This is a genomic window from Bacillus sp. FSL R5-0560 (assembly GCF_037966305.1).
In the GTDB taxonomy this organism is placed as follows: Bacteria; Bacillota; Bacilli; order Bacillales; family Bacillaceae; genus Bacillus; species Bacillus mojavensis.
Genome location: NZ_CP150195.1, coordinates 1592388 through 1615317 on the forward strand (window position 1 = coordinate 1592388; position 22930 = coordinate 1615317).

The 22930-nt window shown below is 42.4% G+C and carries 22 protein-coding genes and 1 pseudogene; 15 read left to right on the forward strand and 8 right to left on the reverse strand.

The genetic code is table 11. The features are described 5' to 3' along the window. The first annotated feature begins 2 nt into the window (after positions 1-2). From NST56_RS08275 to lepB, 7 genes are all read left to right on the forward strand, one after another. Positions 3-1139 carry an efflux RND transporter periplasmic adaptor subunit gene (locus NST56_RS08275; protein ID WP_339181282.1) on the forward strand — a complete coding sequence of 379 codons (1137 nt, stop codon included), beginning with the start codon at positions 3-5 and terminating at the stop codon, positions 1137-1139. Beyond that, a complete protein-coding gene (locus tag NST56_RS08280; protein WP_286058598.1) occupies positions 1140-1832 on the forward strand; it encodes an ABC transporter ATP-binding protein in 693 nt (230 codons plus the stop codon). Continuing rightward, on the forward strand, positions 1829-3022 hold the full coding sequence (locus tag NST56_RS08285; RefSeq protein ID WP_326332865.1) for an ABC transporter permease: 1194 nt from the start codon (positions 1829-1831) through the stop codon (positions 3020-3022). The genes NST56_RS08280 and NST56_RS08285 overlap by 4 nt, the downstream gene beginning before the upstream one ends. Before the next feature lie 278 nt (positions 3023-3300). Next, positions 3301-4056, forward strand: coding sequence for a DeoR/GlpR family DNA-binding transcription regulator (locus NST56_RS08290; RefSeq protein ID WP_339181286.1), 756 nt, complete (start codon positions 3301-3303; stop codon positions 4054-4056). After that, positions 4053-4964 carry a 1-phosphofructokinase gene (gene pfkB / locus NST56_RS08295; protein ID WP_010334084.1) on the forward strand — a complete coding sequence of 304 codons (912 nt, stop codon included), beginning with the start codon at positions 4053-4055 and terminating at the stop codon, positions 4962-4964. The genes NST56_RS08290 and pfkB overlap by 4 nt, the downstream gene beginning before the upstream one ends. Before the next feature lie 14 nt (positions 4965-4978). Next, positions 4979-6883 carry a fructose-specific PTS transporter subunit EIIC gene (locus NST56_RS08300; protein ID WP_339181289.1) on the forward strand — a complete coding sequence of 635 codons (1905 nt, stop codon included), beginning with the start codon at positions 4979-4981 and terminating at the stop codon, positions 6881-6883. Positions 6884-7024: 141 nt separating this feature from the next. Further along, the gene (gene lepB, locus NST56_RS08305) at positions 7025-7606 is read left to right on the forward strand and encodes a signal peptidase I (RefSeq protein ID WP_029441233.1); all 582 of its coding nucleotides are present in this window, start codon (positions 7025-7027) and stop codon (positions 7604-7606) included. Positions 7607-7641: 35 nt separating this feature from the next. On the opposite strand, the gene NST56_RS08310 is transcribed toward lepB, so the two are convergent. Beyond that, complete coding sequence (locus tag NST56_RS08310; RefSeq protein WP_010334087.1) at positions 7642-7911, reverse strand: hypothetical protein; 270 nt, start codon at positions 7909-7911, stop codon at positions 7642-7644. 184 nt (positions 7912-8095) lie between these two features. Here NST56_RS08310 and NST56_RS08315 point away from each other — a divergent pair, with 184 nt between their 5' ends. Both NST56_RS08315 and NST56_RS08320 read left to right on the forward strand, forming a co-directional pair. Next, complete coding sequence (locus tag NST56_RS08315; protein ID WP_168747675.1) at positions 8096-9715, forward strand: ATP-binding cassette domain-containing protein; 1620 nt, start codon at positions 8096-8098, stop codon at positions 9713-9715. A gap of 59 nt (positions 9716-9774) precedes the next feature. After that, positions 9775-10687, forward strand: a pseudogene (locus tag NST56_RS08320) (ketopantoate reductase family protein). 27 nt (positions 10688-10714) lie between these two features. Here the strand turns inward: NST56_RS08320 and NST56_RS08325 are convergent. The 3 genes from NST56_RS08325 to mreBH all read right to left on the reverse strand — a co-directional run bounded on the left by NST56_RS08325 (position 10715) and on the right by mreBH (position 13302). Beyond that, positions 10715-11947 carry an aminopeptidase gene (locus NST56_RS08325; protein WP_268505579.1) on the reverse strand — a complete coding sequence of 411 codons (1233 nt, stop codon included), beginning with the start codon at positions 11945-11947 and terminating at the stop codon, positions 10715-10717. 113 nt (positions 11948-12060) lie between these two features. After that, positions 12061-12192, reverse strand: a complete 132-nt coding sequence (locus NST56_RS08330) for a protein YkpC (protein WP_010334091.1) — start codon at positions 12190-12192, stop codon at positions 12061-12063. Positions 12193-12294: 102 nt separating this feature from the next. Next, positions 12295-13302, reverse strand: a complete 1008-nt coding sequence (mreBH, locus tag NST56_RS08335; protein WP_168747680.1) for a cell shape-determining protein MreBH — start codon at positions 13300-13302, stop codon at positions 12295-12297. Positions 13303-13583: 281 nt separating this feature from the next. Between mreBH and abhA the strand changes: the two genes are divergently transcribed. The 5 genes from abhA to ade all read left to right on the forward strand — a co-directional run bounded on the left by abhA (position 13584) and on the right by ade (position 18809). After that, positions 13584-13862, forward strand: coding sequence for a transcriptional regulator AbhA (abhA, locus tag NST56_RS08340; protein ID WP_003244728.1), 279 nt, complete (start codon positions 13584-13586; stop codon positions 13860-13862). Positions 13863-14049: 187 nt separating this feature from the next. Further along, positions 14050-15336, forward strand: coding sequence for an ATP-binding protein (locus tag NST56_RS08345; RefSeq protein ID WP_010334093.1), 1287 nt, complete (start codon positions 14050-14052; stop codon positions 15334-15336). 15 nt (positions 15337-15351) lie between these two features. After that, complete coding sequence (locus NST56_RS08350) at positions 15352-16182, forward strand: gamma-glutamylcyclotransferase (RefSeq protein WP_168747682.1); 831 nt, start codon at positions 15352-15354, stop codon at positions 16180-16182. Between the two features lie 71 nt (positions 16183-16253). Next, positions 16254-16919, forward strand: a complete 666-nt coding sequence (gene ktrC / locus NST56_RS08355) for a Ktr system potassium transporter KtrC (RefSeq protein ID WP_010334094.1) — start codon at positions 16254-16256, stop codon at positions 16917-16919. 156 nt (positions 16920-17075) lie between these two features. Then, the gene (gene ade / locus NST56_RS08360) at positions 17076-18809 is read left to right on the forward strand and encodes an adenine deaminase (protein WP_339181296.1); all 1734 of its coding nucleotides are present in this window, start codon (positions 17076-17078) and stop codon (positions 18807-18809) included. Between the two features lie 33 nt (positions 18810-18842). Here ade and rnjA read toward each other — a convergent pair whose 3' ends face one another. Beyond that, entirely contained in the window at positions 18843-20510 is a 1668-nt protein-coding gene (gene rnjA, locus NST56_RS08365; protein WP_010334096.1) for a ribonuclease J1, read from the reverse strand. Between the two features lie 5 nt (positions 20511-20515). Further along, positions 20516-20725, reverse strand: a complete 210-nt coding sequence (rnpZA, locus tag NST56_RS08370) for an RNA polymerase subunit omega 1 (RefSeq protein WP_010334097.1) — start codon at positions 20723-20725, stop codon at positions 20516-20518. Between the two features lie 382 nt (positions 20726-21107). Here rnpZA and NST56_RS08375 point away from each other — a divergent pair, with 382 nt between their 5' ends. Next, positions 21108-21881 carry a Cof-type HAD-IIB family hydrolase gene (locus NST56_RS08375; RefSeq protein WP_268505592.1) on the forward strand — a complete coding sequence of 258 codons (774 nt, stop codon included), beginning with the start codon at positions 21108-21110 and terminating at the stop codon, positions 21879-21881. Positions 21882-21922: 41 nt separating this feature from the next. Here NST56_RS08375 and def read toward each other — a convergent pair whose 3' ends face one another. Both def and NST56_RS08385 read right to left on the reverse strand, forming a co-directional pair. Beyond that, positions 21923-22477: a peptide deformylase gene (def, locus tag NST56_RS08380; RefSeq protein ID WP_168747688.1), complete on the reverse strand. Its 555-nt coding sequence runs from the start codon at positions 22475-22477 to the stop codon at positions 21923-21925. A 112-nt stretch (positions 22478-22589) separates the two neighbouring features. Beyond that, entirely contained in the window at positions 22590-22742 is a 153-nt protein-coding gene (locus tag NST56_RS08385; protein ID WP_010334100.1) for a YjcZ family sporulation protein, read from the reverse strand. Positions 22743-22930 lie beyond the last annotated feature (188 nt).

Here is a 22930-nt window from a genome sequence, read left to right on the forward strand (position 1 = left end):
AGATGAAAAAAGTCTGGATCGGAATTGGGATTGCAGCATTAGTCGCTCTTTTTATTGGAATTAATATTTACCGGTCTGCCGCTCCTGCAAGCGGCAGCGCCGGCCAGAAGGTGGAGACGGGAAGCCTCGAAGAAAAAAAGATATCGTCAACGGTTATGGTTCCAGGCACACTTAAATTTTCAGATGAACAATATGTGTTTTATGAAGCGGATAAAGGTACTCTGCACGACATTAAAGTGAAGGAAGGCGACAAAGTCAAAAAGGGTACGCCGTTAGTCACTTATTCGAATGAGCAGCTCAGTCTGGAAAAAGAACAAAATGAATTAACCGCTGAATCGAACCGGCTGCAAATCGATCAGATTCTAGAAAAGTTACAAGCGTTGGACAATAAAGAAAAAGAACTGACAAAACAGCTCGGAAAGAAAGAAGCAGAAAAACAAATTGAATCTGAGCGCACAGAGCTTGAAATGCAGGAAAAAACGGCTCAAATTGAATTAAAGCAAACTGAGCTTCAGCGGCAGTCGCTTGCTAATAAAATGTCAGATCTTCAAGTGAAAAGTGAGATCGATGGCACTGTAATTTCAGTCAACAAAGAAGCGGCTTCAAAAAAATCAGATATTCAAGAACCTGTCATACATATTGGTAATCCTAAAAACCTTGTTGTTTCAGGAAAATTGTCTGAATACGATACACTTAAAGTCAAAAAAGGCCAAAAGGTCACACTCACTTCAGATGTCATTCAGGATAAAACATGGAAAGGGACAGTTTCCGCTGTCGGGCTGGTGCCGGATCAGCAGGAAAACGCCGCGGCAGCAGCTGGCACAGATCAGGCGGTTCAATACCCGCTCCAAGTTAAAATAAAAGGCGATCTTCCAGAAGGAAAGCCGGGTTTTAAATTCATTATGAACATTGAGACGGATAAGCGGAAAACCAATACGCTTCCTTCTAAGGCAGTTAAAAAAGAAGATGATCAATATTACGTGTATACAGTAAAGGATGGTAAAGCCAAGCGAGTCGATGTCAAAATCGGTGAAGTAACAGACAACGTAACGGAAATCAAAGAAGGAATTTCTAAGGATGACCAAGTCATTTTAAATCCTGCTGATGATTTGGCTGACGGAACGGAAGTGAAAGCATAAATGATTCAGCTTTCAAAAGTGCGAAAAAGCTACCAGATCGGCAGAGAAACGTTTGATGTTCTTCATTCGATTGATTTGAACATCAATCAAGGGGAATACGTTTCGATCATGGGGCCGTCAGGATCGGGAAAATCAACGATTATGAATATTATCGGCTGTCTGGATCGTCCGACTTCCGGTATATATAAGCTGGACGGCGAAGACATCTCTTCTTATAAAGACAAAGAACTGGCCGCAGTCCGCAACAAATCCATCGGTTTTGTCTTTCAGCAATTCCAGCTTCTCCCGCGGCTGAACGCTAAAAAAAATGTCGAGCTGCCAATGATTTATTCCGGCATTGGAAAAAAAGAACGCCAAGAGAGAGCTGAAAGAGCCTTAGAAAAGGTCGGATTAGCCGATCGAATGCTTCATATGCCGAATGAGTTATCCGGTGGCCAGAAGCAGCGTGTGGCCATTGCAAGGGCAATTGTCAATGAACCAAAATTAATTTTGGCGGATGAACCGACGGGCGCGTTGGATACAAAAACAAGTGCAGCGATTATGGACCAATTTACAGCGTTAAACGAAGAGGGAACAACAATTGTACTTGTCACCCACGAGCCTGAAGTTGCAGATTGCACGAACCGGGTCATCATGGTGCGAGATGGAGAAATTGTTCCTCCGGGCTCCGGACAAAGGAGCGTGGGAGAATGAGTCTGTTAGAAAACATCAGAATGGCTTTGAGCTCTGTTCTTGCACATAAAATGCGTTCCATTTTAACGATGCTTGGAATCATCATTGGTGTTGGCTCTGTTATTGTTGTCGTTGCTGTAGGGCAGGGCGGCGAGCAGATGCTTAAGCAGTCCATCAGCGGTCCGGGGAATACGGTGGAACTATACTACATGCCGAGTGACGAAGAGCTTGCAAGCAATCCGAACGCCGTAACGGAGTCAACTTTCACAGAAAACGATATTAGCGAATTAAAAGAGATAGATGGGATAAGACAAGTAGTTGCATCCACTTCTGAAAGCATGAAGGCGCGTTATCATGAGGAAGAAACCGATGTAACCATTAACGGAATCAACGACGGATATATGAATGTGAATTCCTTAGAAATAGAAAGCGGGAGAACCTTTACTGATAATGACTTTCTTGCGGGAAAAAGGGCGGGCATTATATCACAAAAAATGGCCGAAGAGCTGTTTGATAAATCCTCTCCTCTCGGTGAAGTTGTCTGGGTAAACGGACAGCCTGTTGAAATTATCGGTGTACTGAAGAAGGAAACAGGTTTGCTGTCTTTCGGACTAAGTGAAATGTATGTGCCGTTTAATATGATGAAATCGTCTTTTGGTACAAGTGACTTCAGTAATGTGTCATTGCAGGTCGAATCGGCTGATGATATAAAATCTATCGGAAAAGAAGCGGCACAGCTGATGAATGACAATCACGGCACTGAGGATTCATATCAAGTAATGAACATGGAAGAGATTGCAGCAGGAATTGGAAAGATCACAACAATCATGACCACAATTATCGGCTCAATTGCAGGCATATCGCTTGTAGTCGGCGGAATCGGAGTCATGAATATTATGCTTGTGTCAGTGACAGAACGAACGCGGGAAATCGGAATTCGGAAGTCTCTCGGAGCGACTAGAGGACAAATTTTGACCCAGTTTTTAATTGAATCTGTGGTATTAACGCTCATCGGCGGACTAATTGGGATCGGGATCGGATATGGAGGGGCCGCGCTGGTTTCTGCCATCGCCGGCTGGCCGTCTTTAGTATCCTGGCAGGTCGTATGCGTAGGCGTGCTGTTCAGTATGCTTATTGGCGTAGTGTTTGGAATGCTTCCTGCAAATAAAGCTGCTAAGCTCGATCCGATTGAAGCGCTGCGTTACGAGTAACCTCATGCATATGCATGAGGTTTTTTAATGCTTGGTGTTTTTTACTATGAATATAAAAGACTTTTTACATTAAGATAAGGAGAAAAAGTCATACAATTGTCCTTGTTTTTGTCGAATTTACAGTTTACAAACCCTATATACATACGTTAATATGGAGAAACGTGAAAGATTTTGATAGTTATTGAATGAATTTGAATGATTTCAGTTGCCTATTGTAAAAAAAGCGTTTACAATGAAATTGTATTCAAAATGAATACGTTTTCATTAGGAGGTGAAGCATGCTAACTCCTGAAAGATATCAATTGATTATTGATCAAATAGAAAAGCATGATGTGGTAAAGATTCAAGAGCTCATAAATCTAACACATGCTTCTGAATCAACAATCAGAAGAGATTTATCGACGCTTGAAGAACGCGGTTTTTTAAAGCGTGTTCATGGGGGAGCTGCCAAGCTTTCCGATATCAGACTTGAACCCGATATGCTTGAAAAATCATCCAAAAACCTTCAAGACAAATTGAAGATTGCTGAAAAAGCCGCTTCACTTTTGGAGGAAGGGGATTGCATTTATCTCGATGCGGGCACGACGACTTTGCACATGATTGATTTTATGGATAAAAGCAAAGATATCGTTGTGGTCACGAATGGGGTTATGCACATCGACGCATTGATAAGGAAAGAAATATCTTTTTATCTGCTTGGAGGATATGTAAAGCACAGAACAGGCGCGGTTATCGGGGGCACTTCACTGATTGCCATGGATCAGTACAGATTCGATAAGAGTTTTCTGGGGGCAAACGGTGTGCATACAGAGGCTGGCTTCACAACACCTGACCCTGATGAAGCCCTTTTGAAAACGAAGGCTGTCAAACAGGCAAAACACGCTTACGTCTTAGCGGACCCTTCGAAATTTGGAGAAATTTCATTTTCGGCATTTGCCGGCATAGGCGACGCAACAATCATTACGACTGACGCTGAAGAGCTTACATTCGATAATTACCAAGAAAAAACTGTCGTAAAGGTAGTGAAACCATGATTTATACTGTAACACTTAATCCATCTGTCGATTATATTGTTCACGTTGAAGATTTTACTGTAGGAGGCCTGAACCGTTCCGCATATGATACAAAGTATCCAGGGGGAAAAGGCATCAACGTATCGAGACTGCTGAAAAGACATCATGTTCAGTCAAAAGCGCTCGGATTTGTCGGCGGATTTACAGGAGAATATATCAAAACATTTTTGCGGGAGGAAAATCTGGAAACAGCTTTTTCTGAAGTAAAAGAAGATACCCGCATCAATGTAAAACTGAAAACTGGTGATGAAACGGAAATTAACGGTCAGGGACCAACGATTTCAGACGAAGATTTCAATGCCTTTTTAGAACAGTTTACATCTTTGCAAGAGGGGGATATTGTCGTTCTTGCTGGCAGCATTCCTTCTTCACTGCCTCAAGATACCTATGAAAAAATCGCAGAGGCTTGCAAACGGCAGAACGCACGTGTTGTATTAGATATTTCAGGCGAAGCGCTTATGAAAGCAACAGAAATGAAACCATTTTTGATGAAGCCGAACCATCACGAGCTTGGTGAAATGTTCGGAACGACGATTTCATCTGTTGAAGAAGCTGTTCCTTATGGGAAAAAGCTTGTAGAACAAGGCGCTGAGCATGTAATCGTATCCATGGCCGGTGACGGAGCGCTTCTGTTTACAAAGGATGCCGTCTACTTTGCAAACGTACCAAAGGGGAAATTGGTAAACTCTGTCGGAGCAGGAGATTCTGTCGTTGCAGGTTTTCTTGCCGGTGTTTCCAAGCAGCTGCCGCTTGAAGAGGCATTCCGCTTAGGAGTTACATCAGGCAGCGCTACCGCGTTTTCTGAGGAACTTGGTACAGAAGAATTTGTCCAGCAGCTTCTTCCTGAAGTTAAGGTCACACGTCTATAGAGGAGGAAACAAAAGTGAAAATAACTGAGCTTTTAACGAAGCATACGATAAAGCTTAATATTGAAAGCAAAGAAAAAGAAAACGTTATTGACGAGATGGTCACAGTTCTTGATAAGGCTGGTAAATTAAATGACAGACAAGCCTACAAAGAAGCCATTTTAAATCGTGAAAGCCAAAGTTCAACGGGTATCGGTGAAGGAATCGCTATCCCGCATGCGAAAACGGCAAGCGTTATCAACCCGGCGATTGCCTTTGGGCGTTCAAAAGACGGTGTCGATTATGAATCACTAGACGGCCAGCCGGCTCACTTGGTCTTCATGATTGCAGCGACTGAAGGCGCAAACAACACCCACCTTGAAGCGCTGTCAAGACTGTCTACACTGTTAATGCGTGAAGAAATTCGCAAACAGCTGCTTGAAGCTGAATCAGAAGACGCAATTATTGACATTATCAATCAGCATGATAAAGATGATGATGAAGAGGAAGAAGAAGAAGAAACGGCACCAGCACCAGCCGGAAAAGGAAAAATCCTAGCGGTCACAGCTTGTCCGACAGGTATCGCCCATACTTTCATGGCAGCGGATGCCCTTAAAGAAAAAGCAAAAGAGCTTGGTGTTGAGATTAAGGTTGAAACAAATGGATCAAGCGGTATTAAGCACAAGCTAACTGCCCAAGAAATTGAAGATGCACCTGCAATCATTGTCGCAGCGGACAAGCAGGTTGAAATGGAGCGCTTCAAAGGCAAACGCGTGCTTCAAGTTCCGGTAACGGCAGGCATCAGACGCCCGCAAGAGCTTATCGAAAAAGCGGTGAACCAAGACGCACCGATTTATCAAGGCAGCGGCGGCGGTTCTTCTGCTCAGAGTGATGAAAATGAAGCAAAAGGCAGCTCCGGCGGTATTGGAAACGCGTTTTATAAGCACCTTATGAGCGGTGTCAGCAACATGCTTCCATTCGTAGTGGGCGGCGGTATACTCGTTGCAATTTCATTCTTCTGGGGGATCCATTCTTCAGATCCGAATGATCCTAGCTACAATACGTTTGCTGCAGCATTGAACTTTATCGGCGGCGACAACGCATTAAAACTGATTGTTGCAGTTCTGGCCGGTTTTATCGCGATGAGTATTGCAGATCGTCCGGGATTTGCTCCTGGTATGGTCGGCGGGTTTATGGCCACTCAAGCGAATGCGGGATTCTTAGGCGGCCTGATTGCCGGATTCCTTGCTGGTTATGTCGTAATTTTATTGAAAAAAGTATTTGTGTTTATCCCTCAGTCACTTGATGGATTAAAGCCTGTATTGATTTATCCGCTGTTTGGTATTTTTATCACTGGCGTATTAATGCAATTTGTAATCAATACACCTGTGGCAGCATTTATGAATTTCTTAACAGACTGGCTTCAAAGTCTTGGTACAGGAAACCTGGTGTTAATGGGTATTATTTTAGGTGGTATGATGGCGATCGATATGGGCGGTCCGCTTAATAAAGCAGCCTTCACGTTCGGTATCGCGATGATTGATGCAGGCAACTATGCGCCTCATGCAGCGATCATGGCCGGCGGTATGGTTCCTCCATTAGGTATCGCACTTGCAACAACAATTTTCAGAAACAAGTTCTCTCAGCGTGACCGTGAAGCAGGTATTACGTGCTACTTCATGGGTGCGGCTTTCGTAACAGAAGGCGCAATCCCGTTTGCTGCGGCTGATCCGCTTCGCGTCATTCCAGCTGCTGTGGTCGGTGCAGCGGTTGCCGGCGGATTAACTGAATTCTTCCGTGTAACCCTTCCTGCACCTCACGGAGGCATATTCGTAGCCTTTATTACAAACCATCCGCTCCTTTACTTATTAAGTATTGTAATTGGTGCTGTGGTTATGGCGATTATCCTAGGTATCGTGAAAAAACCTGTAACTGATAAATAAGGAAAAAGCGTCCTGTTACTAAAGGACGCTTTTTCTCTATCTTCTTGCAGCAGCGCGGTTAAGTTATGTATTTTATAATAAATTATGATAAAGTAAAAGAAGGGAAACAACTGATATAGCAATCGTCTAGGAGGAAACACTTTGACCGAAGAAAATCAAATAAAAACTGAAAAAGCGGGGAAGAAAAAAACCAATACGTATTGGGAATGGGGAAAAGCGATTGTCATTGCTGTCCTGCTGGCACTCATTATCCGCCACTTCCTATTTGAACCGTATTTAGTCGAAGGTTCATCTATGTATCCCACTTTACATGACGGCGAAAGGCTGTTTGTCAATAAAACGGTACACTATATCGGTGAGCTGAAGCGGGGAGATATCGTCATTATCAATGGTGAGACTTCAAAAATCCATTACGTCAAACGATTGATCGGTAAGCCTGGAGAAACCGTGGAAATGAAGGATGACACGCTTTATATAAACGGAAAAAAAGTTGACGAGCCTTATTTGTCTAAAAACAAAAAAGAGGCAGAAAAGCTTGGTGTCAGTCTTACAGGCGACTTTGGCCCGGTGAAAGTACCGAAAGGCAAATATTTCGTCATGGGGGATAACCGGCTAAACTCCATGGACAGCAGAAATGGCCTCGGACTGATTGCGGAAGATCGGATTGTGGGTACGTCGAAGTTTGTATTTTTCCCGTTTAATGAAATGCGCCAAACCAAATAAAAACGCCTTGCTGGCCTTTGGACAGCAGGCGTTTTTTAATTGGAAAAAGAAGCGACCAATGCAATGCATAATACAGTGACAAATACTGAACCGATAATGGCCAGCACACTGAAGAAAAGGTGCACTTGTTTGTTCTCTTTGCCGCGTTTTTCTAATAACCGTTTAGAGAAGATATGTGAGAAGATATAAATCAGGGCGATCCCGATATATAAGCCGATATCTTTGGCGGTAAAGCCAGTTACGGCAAGATAAAAGCCTGTAAAAAAGATCAATAAGCAATATTCAGTCAGTGTTAAAAGCCTCAATGTGTTCCTCCGAGTAAGAATGTATGATTTTCCATCTGGATGCATCCTCTTTGCCTTCAATTGTACCACAGCTTCTCCCTTTTAGTGTAGAAGTGTTTCTGCCTGCTTTTATCAGGGAAGCATTTCTCTTGTCTTCCATTCATGGTATACTTTTAATGATGATAGACATGATGGAGGATATTAAATGATTGCTGTAAATAATGTGAGCTTGCGGTTTGCGGATCGTAAGTTATTTGAAGATGTAAATATTAAATTTACCCCAGGCAACTGCTACGGGTTAATTGGTGCCAATGGTGCTGGTAAATCAACGTTTCTGAAAGTGTTATCAGGAGAAATTGAGCCTCAGACAGGCGATGTTCATATGAGCCCTGGCGAGCGTCTTGCCATTCTGAAACAGAACCACTTTGAGTATGAAGAGTATGAAGTGCTAAAAGTTGTGATTATGGGACATAAGCGTTTATACGAGGTCATGCAGGAGAAGGACGCAATTTACATGAAGCCTGATTTCTCGGATGAAGACGGAATTCGTGCGGCAGAGCTCGAAGGTGAATTTGCAGAGCTGAACGGATGGGAAGCAGAAAGTGAAGCTGCGATCCTCTTAAAAGGTCTCGGCATCTCAGAAGATCTTCACACGAAAAAGATGGAAGATATTGGAGGTTCTGAAAAAGTAAAGGTTCTCCTGGCCCAGGCATTATTCGGCAAACCCGATGTCCTGCTTCTTGATGAGCCGACGAACCACTTGGACCTTCAGGCAATTCAGTGGCTGGAAGAGTTTCTGATTAACTTTGACAATACTGTGATTGTTGTATCCCATGACCGTCACTTTTTAAACAAAGTGTGTACACATATTGCTGACCTTGATTTTAACAAAATCCAAATCTACGTTGGAAACTATGATTTCTGGTATGAATCAAGCCAGCTTGCTTTGAAGCTTTCACAAGAAGCGAACAAGAAAAAAGAAGAGCAAATTAAACAGCTGCAAGAGTTTGTGGCTAGATTCAGCGCGAATGCGTCTAAATCAAAACAGGCGACTTCAAGAAAGAAACTTCTTGATAAAATTTCTCTTGATGACATTAAACCGTCTTCACGCCGTTATCCTTACGTCAACTTCACACCGGAACGAGAAATCGGTAATGACGTTCTCCGGGTAGAAGGATTAACGAAAACAATTGATGGTGTAAAAGTTCTCGACAATGTCAGCTTTATTATGAATAGAGAAGATAAAATTGCATTTACAGGACGTAACGAATTGGCTGTTACTACTCTGTTCAAAATCATTTCCGGGGAAATGGAAGCTGACAGCGGAACGTTTAAATGGGGCGTGACGACATCTCAAGCGTACTTCCCTAAAGACAACAGCGAATATTTTGAAGGCAGTGATTTAAACCTTGTAGACTGGCTTCGCCAATATTCTCCTCATGATCAAAGTGAAAGCTTTTTACGTGGCTTCTTAGGTCGCATGCTGTTTTCCGGTGAAGAAGTACACAAAAAAGCAAATGTATTATCTGGGGGAGAAAAGGTTCGCTGCATGCTTTCGAAAGCAATGCTTTCTGGCGCCAATATTTTAATTTTGGATGAACCGACCAACCATTTAGACCTAGAATCCATTACAGCGCTCAATAACGGCTTAATCAGCTTTAAAGGCGCTATGTTGTTTACATCACATGACCACCAGTTTGTACAGACGATTGCCAACAGAATCATAGAAATTACGCCTAATGGCATCGTTGACAAGCAAATGAGCTATGACGAGTTCCTTGAAAATGCTGATGTGCAGAAAAAACTGGCTGAACTATACGCGTAATAAAAAAGCAGAGAATTCTCTGCTTTTTTTTGTACATAGAAAAGAAAGGGGACATTCACTTGAAATTTTTAATAATCGGAGCAGGTGGAGTAGGCGGTTATATTGGCGGACGGCTTGCAGAGAAAGGGAATGCGGTGACGTTTCTTGTCCGCCAAAAAAGAGCTGAACAGTTAAAACAAACGGGACTCGTTATTCATAGTGAAAAGGGTGACGTGTCCTTCGACCCAGCAGTAATCACTGCAGGAGAAAGAGGACAGTTTGATGTGATCATCATCGCTTCTAAAGCATATTCACTCGGTCAGGTGATTGACGATGTCAAACCTTTTGTCCACAGCGCATCAGTCATTATTCCTTTCTTAAACGGTTATCGCCACTATGAGCAGCTGTTTACGGCATTTTCGAAAGATCAGGTGCTGGGCGGGCTGTGTTTCATAGAAAGTGCTTTAAACAAGCAGGGAGAAATCAACCATACAAGTGCGTCGCATCGTTTTGTGTTTGGTGAATGGAACGGTGAGCGTACGAAACGGATAAAAGAGCTTGAGAAAGCATTCGCAGGAGTGAAGGCGGAGGTCATCATTAGCGAGCATATCGAGAAAGACATCTGGAAAAAATATCTGTTTATTGCAGCGCAAGCAGGAATGACAACCTTATTTCAAAGACCGCTTGGACCAATTCTTGAAACAGAGAGCGGACGGCACACTGCGCAAACACTCATTGGGGAAATCGGCATGATCTTGCGCAAGGAGGGGGTGCCCGCTGATCCAGAGCTTGAAGAAGATAGCTTCCGCACGATGACAAAAATGTCTTATCATATGAAATCCTCCATGCTCCGTGATATGGAAAATGGCCAAACGACTGAAGGTGATCATCTGCATGGCTTTTTGCTTGATAAAGCAAAGCGTTTATCTCTTTCAACACCAGTATTAGAAACGGTTTATGCCAATTTTGCAAATGTATGAAGCAGAAAAATAAGAAGGAGGCGAAAGCCTCCTTCTTATTTTAAAAAGCCCAATTTCCATTTCTGAAAATCGGTTCTCTTTTTCCGTCTTCAGTAATTCCATCAATGTTCATATCCTTAGAACCAATCATAAAATCTACGTGGGTAATGCTTTCGTTTAAGCCTTCTTTGACAAGCTCTTCACGAGACATCTGTTTTCCACCCTCAATGTTAAAAGCATAGGCACTGCCGATTGCCAGGTGATTTGATGCATTTTCATCAAATAAAGTGTTATAAAAAAGAATATTTGATTGTGAGATAGCTGAATCGTAAGGAACAAGAGCTACCTCACCAAGATAGTGAGAGCCTTCATCTGTTTCGACCAATTCTTTTAATATGTCTTCTCCTTTTTCAGCTTTGATATCAACAATACGGCCGTTTTTGAATGTGAGCGTGAAGTTTTCGATAATACTCCCGCCGTAGCTGAGCGGTTTTGTGCTCGATACAAACCCGTCAACCCCGTCTTTTTGCGGCAGCGTGAATACTTCTTCTGTCGGCATATTAGCCATAAATTCATGTCCGCTTTCATTTACGCTTCCGGCTCCAGCCCAAACGTGTTTTTTCGGAAGCTTGATTGTTAAATCAGTTCCTTCTGCTTGATAATGTAAAGCGGCGTAATGTTTTTGGTTCAAATGATCAACTTTTTCATGAAGGTTTTGATCATGATTGATCCACGCTTGGACCGGATTTTCTTCGTTTACGCGTGTTGCTTTAAAAATTTCTTCCCACAGAAGCTGTGTCGCTTCCTCTTCTGATTTGTCAGGGAACACTTTCTGAGCCCAACCTGCTGATGCAGCACCGACGACAGTCCAGCTCACTTTATCTGATTGAATGTATTGTCTGTATGTATGTAACGCTTTTCCTGCTGCTTTTTGGAAGGCGGCAATCCGTTTGGAATCTACACCTTGCAGTAAGTCTGGGTTTGAGGATACGACTGAAATAAAAGCAGCTCCTTTTTTGGCTAGCTCTTCTCTGCCTTTTGCTTCCCATTCAGGATACTCTTCAAAGGCTTCAAATGGCGCCAGTTCATATTTTAATCTGGCTACTTCATCATCCTGCCAATTCACTGTTACATTTTTTGCGCCTTTTTCATATGCATGTTTCACAATCAGACGGACAAAGTCACGTACCTCCGTCGAAGCATTTACAACCACATACTGGCCTTTTTGGACATTAACGCCGACCTCAACCGCCAGCTGGGCATATGTATTTAATTTCTCTGAAAATGTATCCATCAATCTTTCCTCCTCGTGCTTTTTTCTCATCATATCAAATAATCTCCAATAAAGAAAAGAAAGGAGTGCAAAGAGAAAAACCCAACACAAAATTGTCTTGGGCTTTTCAATACTTATGGATGATTCATTTTAACAGGGCCTTCAGGCGCATGAGGCATGTTTGCCAGTGAAATGCTCATGCCTCCAAGAATGATTCCGCTCAAAATGGCTGCAATCGCTACCCGTCTTCCTAAATCTCTAAGCATCTGTTTCCTCCTTATCGTTTCTCCATTTCCCACAATATGAAGAGAGAGAGGAAAAAAGAAGCAGGAATTTCAATTACTTTCTGAGATTTTGCGAGAAAAGGATTATTTAACCGCTTTTTGGAGCTTATCAATCACCTCTAAGGAACGTCCGGTGCCGATTGCCACGGATTCAAGCGGGTTTTGCGCAACGTGTACGGGTACAACGATTTCTTCTGACAGCCATTCTTTTATTCCTTTAAGAAGCGCCCCGCCGCCTGTTAAAATGACACCGCGATCGACAATGTCTCCGCTTAATTCAGGAGGACAGTCCTCAAGTGTGGCTCTAATCGCTTCAAGAATATGAAGGAGAGATTCACGCATCGCATTTTGAATTTCATTTGATTGAAGCAGAATGGTTTTTGGTAGCCCTGTTACAAGGTCACGTCCGCGAATTTCCATTGCATCCGGCACATGCTCAATCAATGCATGGCCAATTTCCATTTTAACCTGCTCAGCTGTGCGTTCACCGATCAGCAAATTGTACTTTTTCCGCACAAAAGCAACGATATCCTCATCAAGCTGGTCTCCGCCGATTCTGATTGAATGGCAGGAGACAATGCCTCCAAAGGAAATAATCGCGACTTCCGTCGTGCCGCCGCCGATATCTACCACCACGTTAGCAACCGGCTCGTCAACCGGCAAATCCGCTCCGATCGCAGCTGCCACCGGTTCTTCGATTAAATGGACGTTTTTCGCTCCGCAATTTTTCACCGCGTCACTGATGGCGCGGCGTTCCACTGCAGTTGAGCCTGATGGTGTGCACACAACGACATTCGGCTTTCTAAACGACATGCCGATGCTCTTTCCGGCTTTTTTCATGATGTGCCTTAACAAATCAGTTGTCATGTCGTAGTCAGCGATAACGCCGTCTTTCATCGGTCTGACAGCGACAATTTTTCCTGGTGTTTTACCGATCATATTTTTCGCGTCAGTCCCGATCGCAAGCACTGCTTTCGTCGTTGTATCTACTGCGACAACAGAAGGTTCATTTAAGATGATTCCTTTATTTTTGCTGTAAACAAGTATATTAGCTGTTCCTAAGTCAATTCCAATTTCAGTTGATTGAAACATGTTTTCACCCAATCTTTATCCTGATTTAATATGATTCTACATTTAAAGTTTCTAAGAAAAGAAGTGATTTGTGGGGGTGTGCGTCGGGAAAGAAATGTTTTTGTAAAAAAATGCGGAAGGGTGTAACAGAAGTAATACATTTATCGGTTTTATGGAAAAAATTTCGAGCAATTCTTCAAGAAAGCGGGAAACTTTTTCTAAGTTTCGTACGTCTACGATATATTGAGGGACAACCTTTAATATTACATGAAAAAAGAAACGTTTAAGGAAGAAGGGTTTTTATGAAATCAATAGGTGTTGTAAGAAAAGTAGATGAATTAGGCCGTATTGTTATGCCGATCGAGTTAAGACGGGCACTAGATATTGCTATTAAAGACAGCATTGAGTTTTTTGTCGACGGTGATAAAATTATCTTGAAAAAGTACAAACCTCATGGCGTTTGTTTAATGACTGGGGAAATCACTTCAGAAAATAAAGAATACGGCAACGGTAAAATTACGTTAAGCCCTGAAGGTGCACAGCTGCTTCTCGAAGAAATCCAAGCCGCTTTAAAAGAATAATATATGTTAAAAGGCGGAATGTGTAATCTCCGCCTTTTTTTGCGTGCTCATTTCTGATTACCGCCGCCTAAGATATGACATCATGAACAAAAGGTAATGAATGATTTGGGATACTTTACATATTTTACTCAATTATTTGTCGAAGAATGGTACAATAAACAGAGAAACACAAGCGGCAGGTGGTCATATGAGAAAATATCAAGCACGTATCATTTCCATTATTTTGGCAATGATTTTTATTATGTTTTGGGATTATTTATTTTATTTTATAGGCAAAAACCCGATTAATTGGCCTGTTGACATTGTGTATACAGCAGTCACGATTTTCAGTGTCTGGATGCTGGCGTATTATGTCGATGAGAAAAAACAGCTGGTCAAGAAAATGAAAGATAATGAATGGAAGTATAAACAGCTTTCTGATGAGAAGAACCGCATCATGGATAATTTACAGGAGATCGTTTTCCAAACAAATGCAAAAGGCGAAATTACATACTTAAATCAAGCGTGGGCAGCGATCACAGGTTTTTCGATCAGTGAATGTATGGGGACAATGTATAATGATTACTTCATAAAAGAAAAGCATGTAGCTGATCACATTAATACTCAAATCAAAAACAAAGCATCCTCGGGAATGTTTACGGCAAAATATGTGACAAAGACCGGGACGATCTTTTGGGGTGAGGTCCACTATAAACTTTACTATGACCGAGATGAGCAATTTACCGGAAGCTTAGGTACAATGTCAGACATCACTGAGCGAAAAGAGGCTGAAGATGAGCTTCTGGAGATTAATGAACGGCTTGCGAGAGAGTCGCAGAAACTGTCGATCACGAGTGAACTGGCTGCCGGCATTGCCCATGAGGTCAGAAATCCCTTAACGTCCGTCAGCGGATTCCTTCAAATTATGAAAACATCATATCCGGATAGAAAAGATTATTTTGATATCATCTTTTCAGAGATTAAAAGAATTGATCTGGTGCTCGGCGAGCTTTTGCTGCTGGCGAAGCCACAGGAAATTACATTTAAAACGCACCCAATTAATGAAATTTTGAAACAAGTCACAACATTGCTTGATACAAATGCCATATTGTCCAATATTGCTATAGAAAAGAATTTTGATGAGACAGAAACCTGTATGATTAAAGGGGACGAAAACCAGCTGAAGCAGGTTTTTATCAATATAATCAAAAATGGAATTGAAGCAATGCCAAAAGGCGGTGTCGTTACGATTTCTACTGCTAAAACAGCTTCACACGTCGTAATAAGCGTAAAAGATGAAGGGAACGGCATGTCACAGGAAAAGCTTGAACAAATCGGAAAACCTTTTTATTCAACAAAGGAGAAAGGCACAGGACTGGGGCTCGCGATTTGTTTGAGAATATTAAAGGAGCATAACGGGGAATTGAAGATTGAAAGTGAAGCTGGAAAAGGCAGCATCTTTCAAGTTGTTCTGCCTTTAAAATCTGACAGCTGAGAGGGGAAAAACAAGATGAACTCGCTTCTGTTTGTATATGGGACCTTAAGGAAGCATGAAAAAAATCATCATCTGTTATCACAGTCGGCTTGTATCAGTGAGCAGGCACGGACAAAGGGATGTCTTTTTGATACGGCAGCCGAGGAACCTGCGGCCGTCTTAGAGGCTGATGGCTATATTTGCGGTGAGATTTATGAAGCAGATGAATCATGTATACATAAGCTGGATCTTTTTTATCAAGGCTATTACAAGAAATCTGTACATGTAGAAACTGATGCTGGAATTAAGAAAGCACTTGTGTATGATATGAAAAAAGATGATTGTGCTGACTTTGTGAAAATAGGCAGCGGTGACTGGAAAGAACATCAGATGATCAGCAAATCTAAAGGTCCCGTGTACTATTTTGCCTACGGATCTTGTATGGACAATGCCCGTTTTCAAAAGGCAGGGGTTGATCATTATTTTCAAGATCCAGTGGGAGGAGCTGTTTTAAAAGGGTATACAACCCGCTTTACGTTAAAAAGACAAGACGGCTCAAGAGCGGATATCACTGAAGACGGAGGCACGACAGAAGGGGTTTTGTATCGTCTTCCTTTTTCAGCTGTCGCCTATTTGTATAAAAGAGAAGGGGTTGAATCTCTTACCTATCGGCCGGCATTTGTAGACGTTGAAGCAGGGGGAAAGCTCTATACCGATTGTTTAACCTTTCTCGTCCTCCGAAAAGAAGCAGAAACAGCACCTCCTCAGCATTATCAAACCGAGATTGAACGGGGAGCCGAGCTTTATTTGACCCCGGGCTTTACTGAACGGCTTAAGCAGCATATGAATTCGCTGCCAAAAGGTTGATGAAATTAACACTGCTTCAAAAGAATATGATAAAATTTGATCAATATGATGTTAGGTAAAGGAGCACCACTATGAAAAAAGAATTTGCGGTAATTGGACTCGGCCGTTTTGGTGGAAGTATTTGCAAAGCATTGAGCGAAGAGGGCGTCGAGGTCATGGCGATGGATATTGATGAAGATAAAGTCAACGAGTATGCCAAAATTGCATCACATGCCGTCATCGGAGATTCGACCGACGAATCTGTTCTGAAAAATTTAGGTTTGAGGAATTTTGACCACGTCATTGTTGCGATCGGTGAAAATATTCAGGCGAGTATATTAACAACTCTGATCCTCAAAGAACTGGGTGTCAATACGATTACAGTTAAGGCTCAGAACGATTATCATGAAAAAGTGCTGTCTAAAATCGGCGCGGATCACATTGTCCACCCGGAACGAGATATGGCAAAAAGGATTGCGCATAATATCGTTTCCAACAATGTACTTGATTATTTGGAGCTGTCAGAAGAGCATAGTCTTGTCGAGATTGTGGCCAACAGCCGTCTTGCCGGAAACACTCTTCTCGATTTAGATATACGGGCGAAATACGGTATTAATATTGTAGCGATTAAAAGGGGCAAGGAAGTCATCGTGTCGCCGCTTGCGACTGAAGTGATACACCAAGAAGATATTCTCATCGTCATTGGATCGGTTACGGATATTTCACGTTTTGAGAAAAGAGTTCTTCATACGAAATAGAAGAAATATAAGCCGTCCTTAGGGGCGGTTTTTTCATATTATCAGAATATAACAACTTTAAAGAACTGAGTGCCAATTTATTAAAATTTTATTGACTACGGATAAGCGTTCCGATAGCATATTGTACCATATAAATAAAAAAGAGGAGGGGGCCATTTGAATAAAGAAGCGCTGGTCAAAAGGCTGAATGCTTCAGCCCGCAGACAAAAAGCTGACATCGTCATTAAGAACGGGAAAATCATGGACGTATATAATCATGAGTGGATCTATGAAGATATTGCGATAACAGACGGAGTCATTGTAGGCCTCGGCCAGTATGAAGGTGAAGAAACCATTGATGCAGAGGGGCAAATCATTGTGCCGGGGTTTATCGATGGTCATGTACATATTGAGTCATCAATGGTGACACCGATCGAGTTTGCCAAAGCCGTATTGCCGAATGGCGTGACGACCATTATTACCGATCCGCATGAAATAGCGAATGTGTCCGGTCAAGAAGGAATCAAATTTATGATTGAACAGGCCCGCCAAACACCGCTGAATATCCATTTTATGCTTCCCTCCAGTGTGCCTGCCGCCAGCTTTGAGCGATCCGGTGCAGTACTCCGGGCGCCCGATTTGGAGCCATTTTACGAAGAAAAAGAGGTATTGGGTCTGGCTGAAGTGATGGATTATGTATCGGTTGAGCAGGGTGAAGCAGACATGGTTAATAAGCTGTTAGATGCCCGGAGTGCCGGGAAACGGATTGATGGGCATTTAGCAGGCTTGTCAACTGATCTCATCAATATATACAGGACCGCTCTTGTCTTGACCGATCATGAGGTAACAACGAAGGAAGAAGCGCTTGATCGTATCAGAAGAGGGATGTATGTCATGATGCGAGAAGGGTCAGTGGCAAAAAACACATTGAAAGTGCTGCCGGCTGTTAATGAAAAGAATGCGCGTCGTTTCTTCTTCTGTACTGATGATAAACATGTAGATGATTTATTGTCAGAGGGAAGTGTGAATCATCAGGTGAAAATGGCCATTCAAGCAGGCCTCGATCCGTTTTTGGCATACCAATTGGGAAGCCTGAATGCAGCGGAATGTTACGGACTAGATACAAAGGGAGCAATTGCTCCGGGATTTGACGCCGACCTGCTCTTTATTTCAGATGTGGAAAATGTCACTGTCACAAAGACGATGGTAAAAGGACAAACTGTTGCTGAAGATAATAAAGCAGTCGGTCAGGCACAAGTTCATACGCTAACACCAGACCCTGCACTGCTTGATTCCGTTAACCTTGCTGCTCCTCTTTCCGAACAGGATTTTCATATGCCAATTAATCCCCAGCAGCAGATGAATGTCATTCAAATCATACCAAATCAGCTTGAAACACGCCTTGTGAGTGTTCCGGCTCCAGAAGCACACATTTTTCATCCTGATATTGAACTTGACTTGTTAAAGATTGCAGTCGTTGAACGGCATAAGGGATTAAAAGAAACGGGACTCGGTATTGTGAAAGGATTTGGTTTGAAAAGCGGAGCGATTGCAACAACCATTTCACACGATTCGCACAATATCATTGCTGTCGGGACAAATGACGCCGATATCGCAGCCGCAGTTAATAAGCTGCAGGAAATTGGCGGCGGATTAACAGTTATAAAAGATGGGGAAGAACTACACTCTGTTCCTCTGCCGATTGCGGGATTATTATCTGACCAATCTGCAGAATTGGTGAATCAAAGTTTAATGACGCTTCATGAAAAGCTCTCATTTATTGGTTTCAAAGACTGCTTTAACCCATTTTTGACGCTTTCATTCTTGGCTTTGCCTGTCATTCCTGACATCAAAATGACGACAACAGGGTTGTTTGATGTAAAGTCATTTCAGCATATAGCACTGCAATAAAAAAGATGCACTCCTAAGTGAGTGCATCTTTTTTTAAACCTCCATAATGATCGGAAGGATCATTGGGCGGCGTTTCGTTTTTTCATATAAGAACGGAGCAAGCGTATCCGTAATCTCATTTTTGATTTCTGACCATTGAGTGGTTTTTCGTTCCATGACTTTTTGTAAGTGGTTTGAAATGAGCTCTTGAGCGTCATTGATCAAATCGCCCGATTCTCTCATGTAAACAAACCCTCTAGAAATCAAGTCAGGGCCCGCTGAAATCTTAAAGTCATCCATATCTATGCTGACAACGACGATCACAAGACCTTCTTCAGAAAGAATTCTGCGGTCGCGAAGCACGATATTTCCAATATCACCGATACCGCTACCGTCGATGTATACTGAACCGGATGGGATTTTACCGGCAACTGAAGCTTCATCGCCTTTAAGCGCCAATACTTCACCATTATCCATGATAAAGCAGTTTTCTTCAGGGATGCCGCAATCTGTTGCAAGCTTGACATGCATCTTTTGCATTCTGTACTCACCGTGAATCGGCATGAAGAATTTTGGCTTGATTAAACGCAGCATCAGCTTTTGTTCTTCCTGTCCGCCGTGGCCTGATGTATGGATATCATTAAGAGGTCCGTGAATAACCTCGGCCCCCGCACGATACAATTGGTTAATTGTGCGGCTCACGCTGATTGTGTTGCCTGGGATAGGGGATGAAGAAAATACGACTGTATCCCCAGGATTGATAGAAATCTGCCGGTGTGTGCCATTTGCAATTCTGGATAAAGCCGCCATCGGTTCCCCTTGGCTTCCTGTACACAGGATCGTTACTTTATTGGCAGGGATGCGATTGATTTCGTTATGTTCAATAAACGTATTTTTAGGACAGTTAATATAGCCGAGAGTTTGTCCGATTTCGATAGCCGATTCCATACTGCGTCCAAATACGGCAACTTTTCTTCCATTTAATACAGCAGCCTCAATTACCTGCTGCAAGCGGTGAATATTCGACGCAAATGTAGCGAAGATAACTCGGCCGTCCACCTTGCGGAAAATGTCATGAATGCTTTCTCCGACACGACGTTCAGACATAGTGAACTCTGGGTTTTCACTGTTTGTGCTGTCTGAAAGGAGACACAGAACGCCTTCTTTGCCGATTTCGGCCATTTTCGTTAAGTTTGCCGGCTCGCCGACTGGAGTAAAGTCGAATTTGAAATCTCCAGTATGTACGATGTTTCCGGGCGGCGTTTTTACAACAATACCGTAGGAATCCGGAATACTGTGTGTTGTTCTAAAGAATGACACAGCCGTTTTGCGAAATTTTACGATATCATCCTCACCGATGATGTTAAGCTTAGTCTGTCTTAATAATCCATGCTCTTCAAGTTTATTCCGAAGTAAGCCGATCGCGAGTTTACCGCCGTAAACGGGAATATTGACTTGTCTAAGCAAGTACGGGATGCCGCCTATGTGGTCTTCGTGCCCGTGCGTAATAAAAAGCCCTTTAATTTTATCTTCGTTTTTGACTAAATACGTGTAATCGGGAATGACGTAATCAATACCGAGCAGTTCGTCCTCGGGAAACTTAATCCCCGCATCAATCAGCACAATTTCATCCTGAAACTGCACCGCATACGTATTTTTACCGATTTCGCCCAGTCCTCCGAGGGCGAAAACAGCAGTCTGATCATTTTTTACAAATTTCATACCGCTCATAACTCCAATACTTTAAAATTTTCACTCTGTTGTTCATATTCTAAAAAAGCACCGTCAACAGGTGTGATAAATTCAATATTAAATTTCTTGTCTTTCAGTTTTGTTCTGACGTCACGCTCTGATACGCCTTCAATATAAAGTGAATCTGTTTTTTCCCGAACAGGTACTTCCTCAGCTTTTTTTTGATAAAATACCTTATAAATCATCCAAATCTCTCCTTAAATGCCGTATGTTAGACTCGCCTTACTCTATTATATTCGAAAACGGAATATAAGGAAAGTCTTGAGCAAAATAAGGACCTTTGAAAAAGTGACAGATCCCTTATCAGGCAATGACTTTCCTGCGGAGCATTCCGTTCCATTGTCTTCTGAGCTTCTTTTTTAATTTCCTAAGCATAACGCAGGTCCCTCCTTCAATTGTTACTTGTCCAAGGTTGTTATATACAAATAGTATACGGAGTTTAGCACGGACTTTTCGTGGATATTAATGGAATTTTATTTAGTTTTTGAGGGAAATGGTTTGCTGAACCGGAATCTTTTTGTATGATGAGTGTGGGAATTGCAGATTAAGACATAAAGGGGAATAACGATGGACTCAAAATTAATCTTTTTCGATATTGACGGCACGATATATGATCATGACAAAAAAATACCGGAAAGTACAAGAAAAGCGGTAGCAGAGCTTCAGCGGCAGGGACACCATGTGTTTATCGCCAGCGGGCGGTCCCCGTTTCTGGTGAAACCGATTTTAGAGGAGTTAGGCATTCACTCATTTATCTCCTACAATGGTCAGTATGTCGTCTTTGAAAAAGAAGTGATTTATAAGAATCCGCTGCCTGAAGAGGCTATCAGAAGATTGTTAAAGCAGGCGGGAGAAGGAAGCCACCCGGTTGTGTTTATGGCTGAAGATACAATGAAAGCAACTGTTGCAGATCATCCTCATGTCTTGGAGGGAATCGGCAGCCTGAAGACCGACTATCCTGAAACCGATGACCTCTTCTATGAAGGAAAAGACATTTTTCAGCTTCTGTTGTTTTGCCAGGATGAAGAAGAAAAAGTTTATGCGGCTTTTCCTGAATTCGATCTTGTGCGCTGGCATGAGCTTTCGACTGATGTTCTGCCGCGCGGCGGATCAAAGGCGGAGGGGATTAAAAAAGTAATCGAGCGTCTTCCGTTTGATATCAGCGATACATATGCCTTCGGCGACGGATTAAATGATCTGCAAATGATTCAGTTTGTCGGAACAGGCGTTGCCATGGGGAATGCCGTTCCTGAATTAAAAGAAGTTGCGGATTTTGTAACAAAGCCTGTAGACGAGGATGGAATTGCTCATGCTGTCAAAGAATTAGGCCTGCTAAAATAAAAAAGCGGCTGGCACTTAGAGTGTCAGCCGCATATTTTCTTTTAGCGGTCTATCGCAATCGCATTTTCAGGTTCTTTAAAAGGATTTTCTTTATCGATATGATCATAAAACATGACGCCATTTAAATGGTCGATTTCATGCTGAAATACAATCGCCGGAAATCCTTTTAAACGAATATCAATTTGTTCACCCTCCAGTGTTGTTCCTTTCACTCTGATACGAGCATAGCGCGGAACAAAGCCGGGAATTGCCTCATCAACTGACAGGCAGCCTTCACCGCTAGTTAAGTAGCTTCTTTCAACGGAATGGCTGACGATCTTTGGATTAAACAATGCATAGCTGTATAACTTCCCGGAAGCATCTTCTGCATGGACTGCGATCATCCGTTTATTAATATTAATTTGAGGAGCCGCGAGTCCCACGCCGGGACGCAGCTTATATGTTTCAGCTAATTCCGGATTTTGGCTGTTTTTTACGAATTCAATCATATCTGCCAGCTGCTGTTTTTCTTCTTCTGTGGCAGGCAGCCCGACAGGCTCTGCTGTCACTCTTAGGGCAGGGTGGCCGTCGCGCACGATGTTTTCCATAGTAATCAAGAAACTTCACTCCTAAAGCTTAATATGTAAATTATATCGGATTTCTTCGTAAAGGTGCAACGAAACAAATGACCAGCCGTAAATGGCTGGTCAGTGTTTTACTGTGTAATGATTAACAGCCTCCGCCTAAATAAGCAGCTCCGACAATGATTAACAGAATGAATAAAACAACAATTAACGCAAATGTGCGGCCATATCCTGCTCCGCCATATCCGTAACCATAACTGCAGCAGCCTCCGCCGTAACCATATCCATAACCGTACATGAACATAACCTCCTCTTTTAATTACGCCAGAGCCTTGTAGTAGGCATAGCGTCTACAATAACCTATGTAAAAACAAAAAAGTTGTATGGTCATCTGTCCTGATTTTTCACGATTTAGATTTGATTTTTTGTTCAGCAAACCATGAGATAACCATCTGGCTATTGTCAAATATCTTTATGGATTCTATA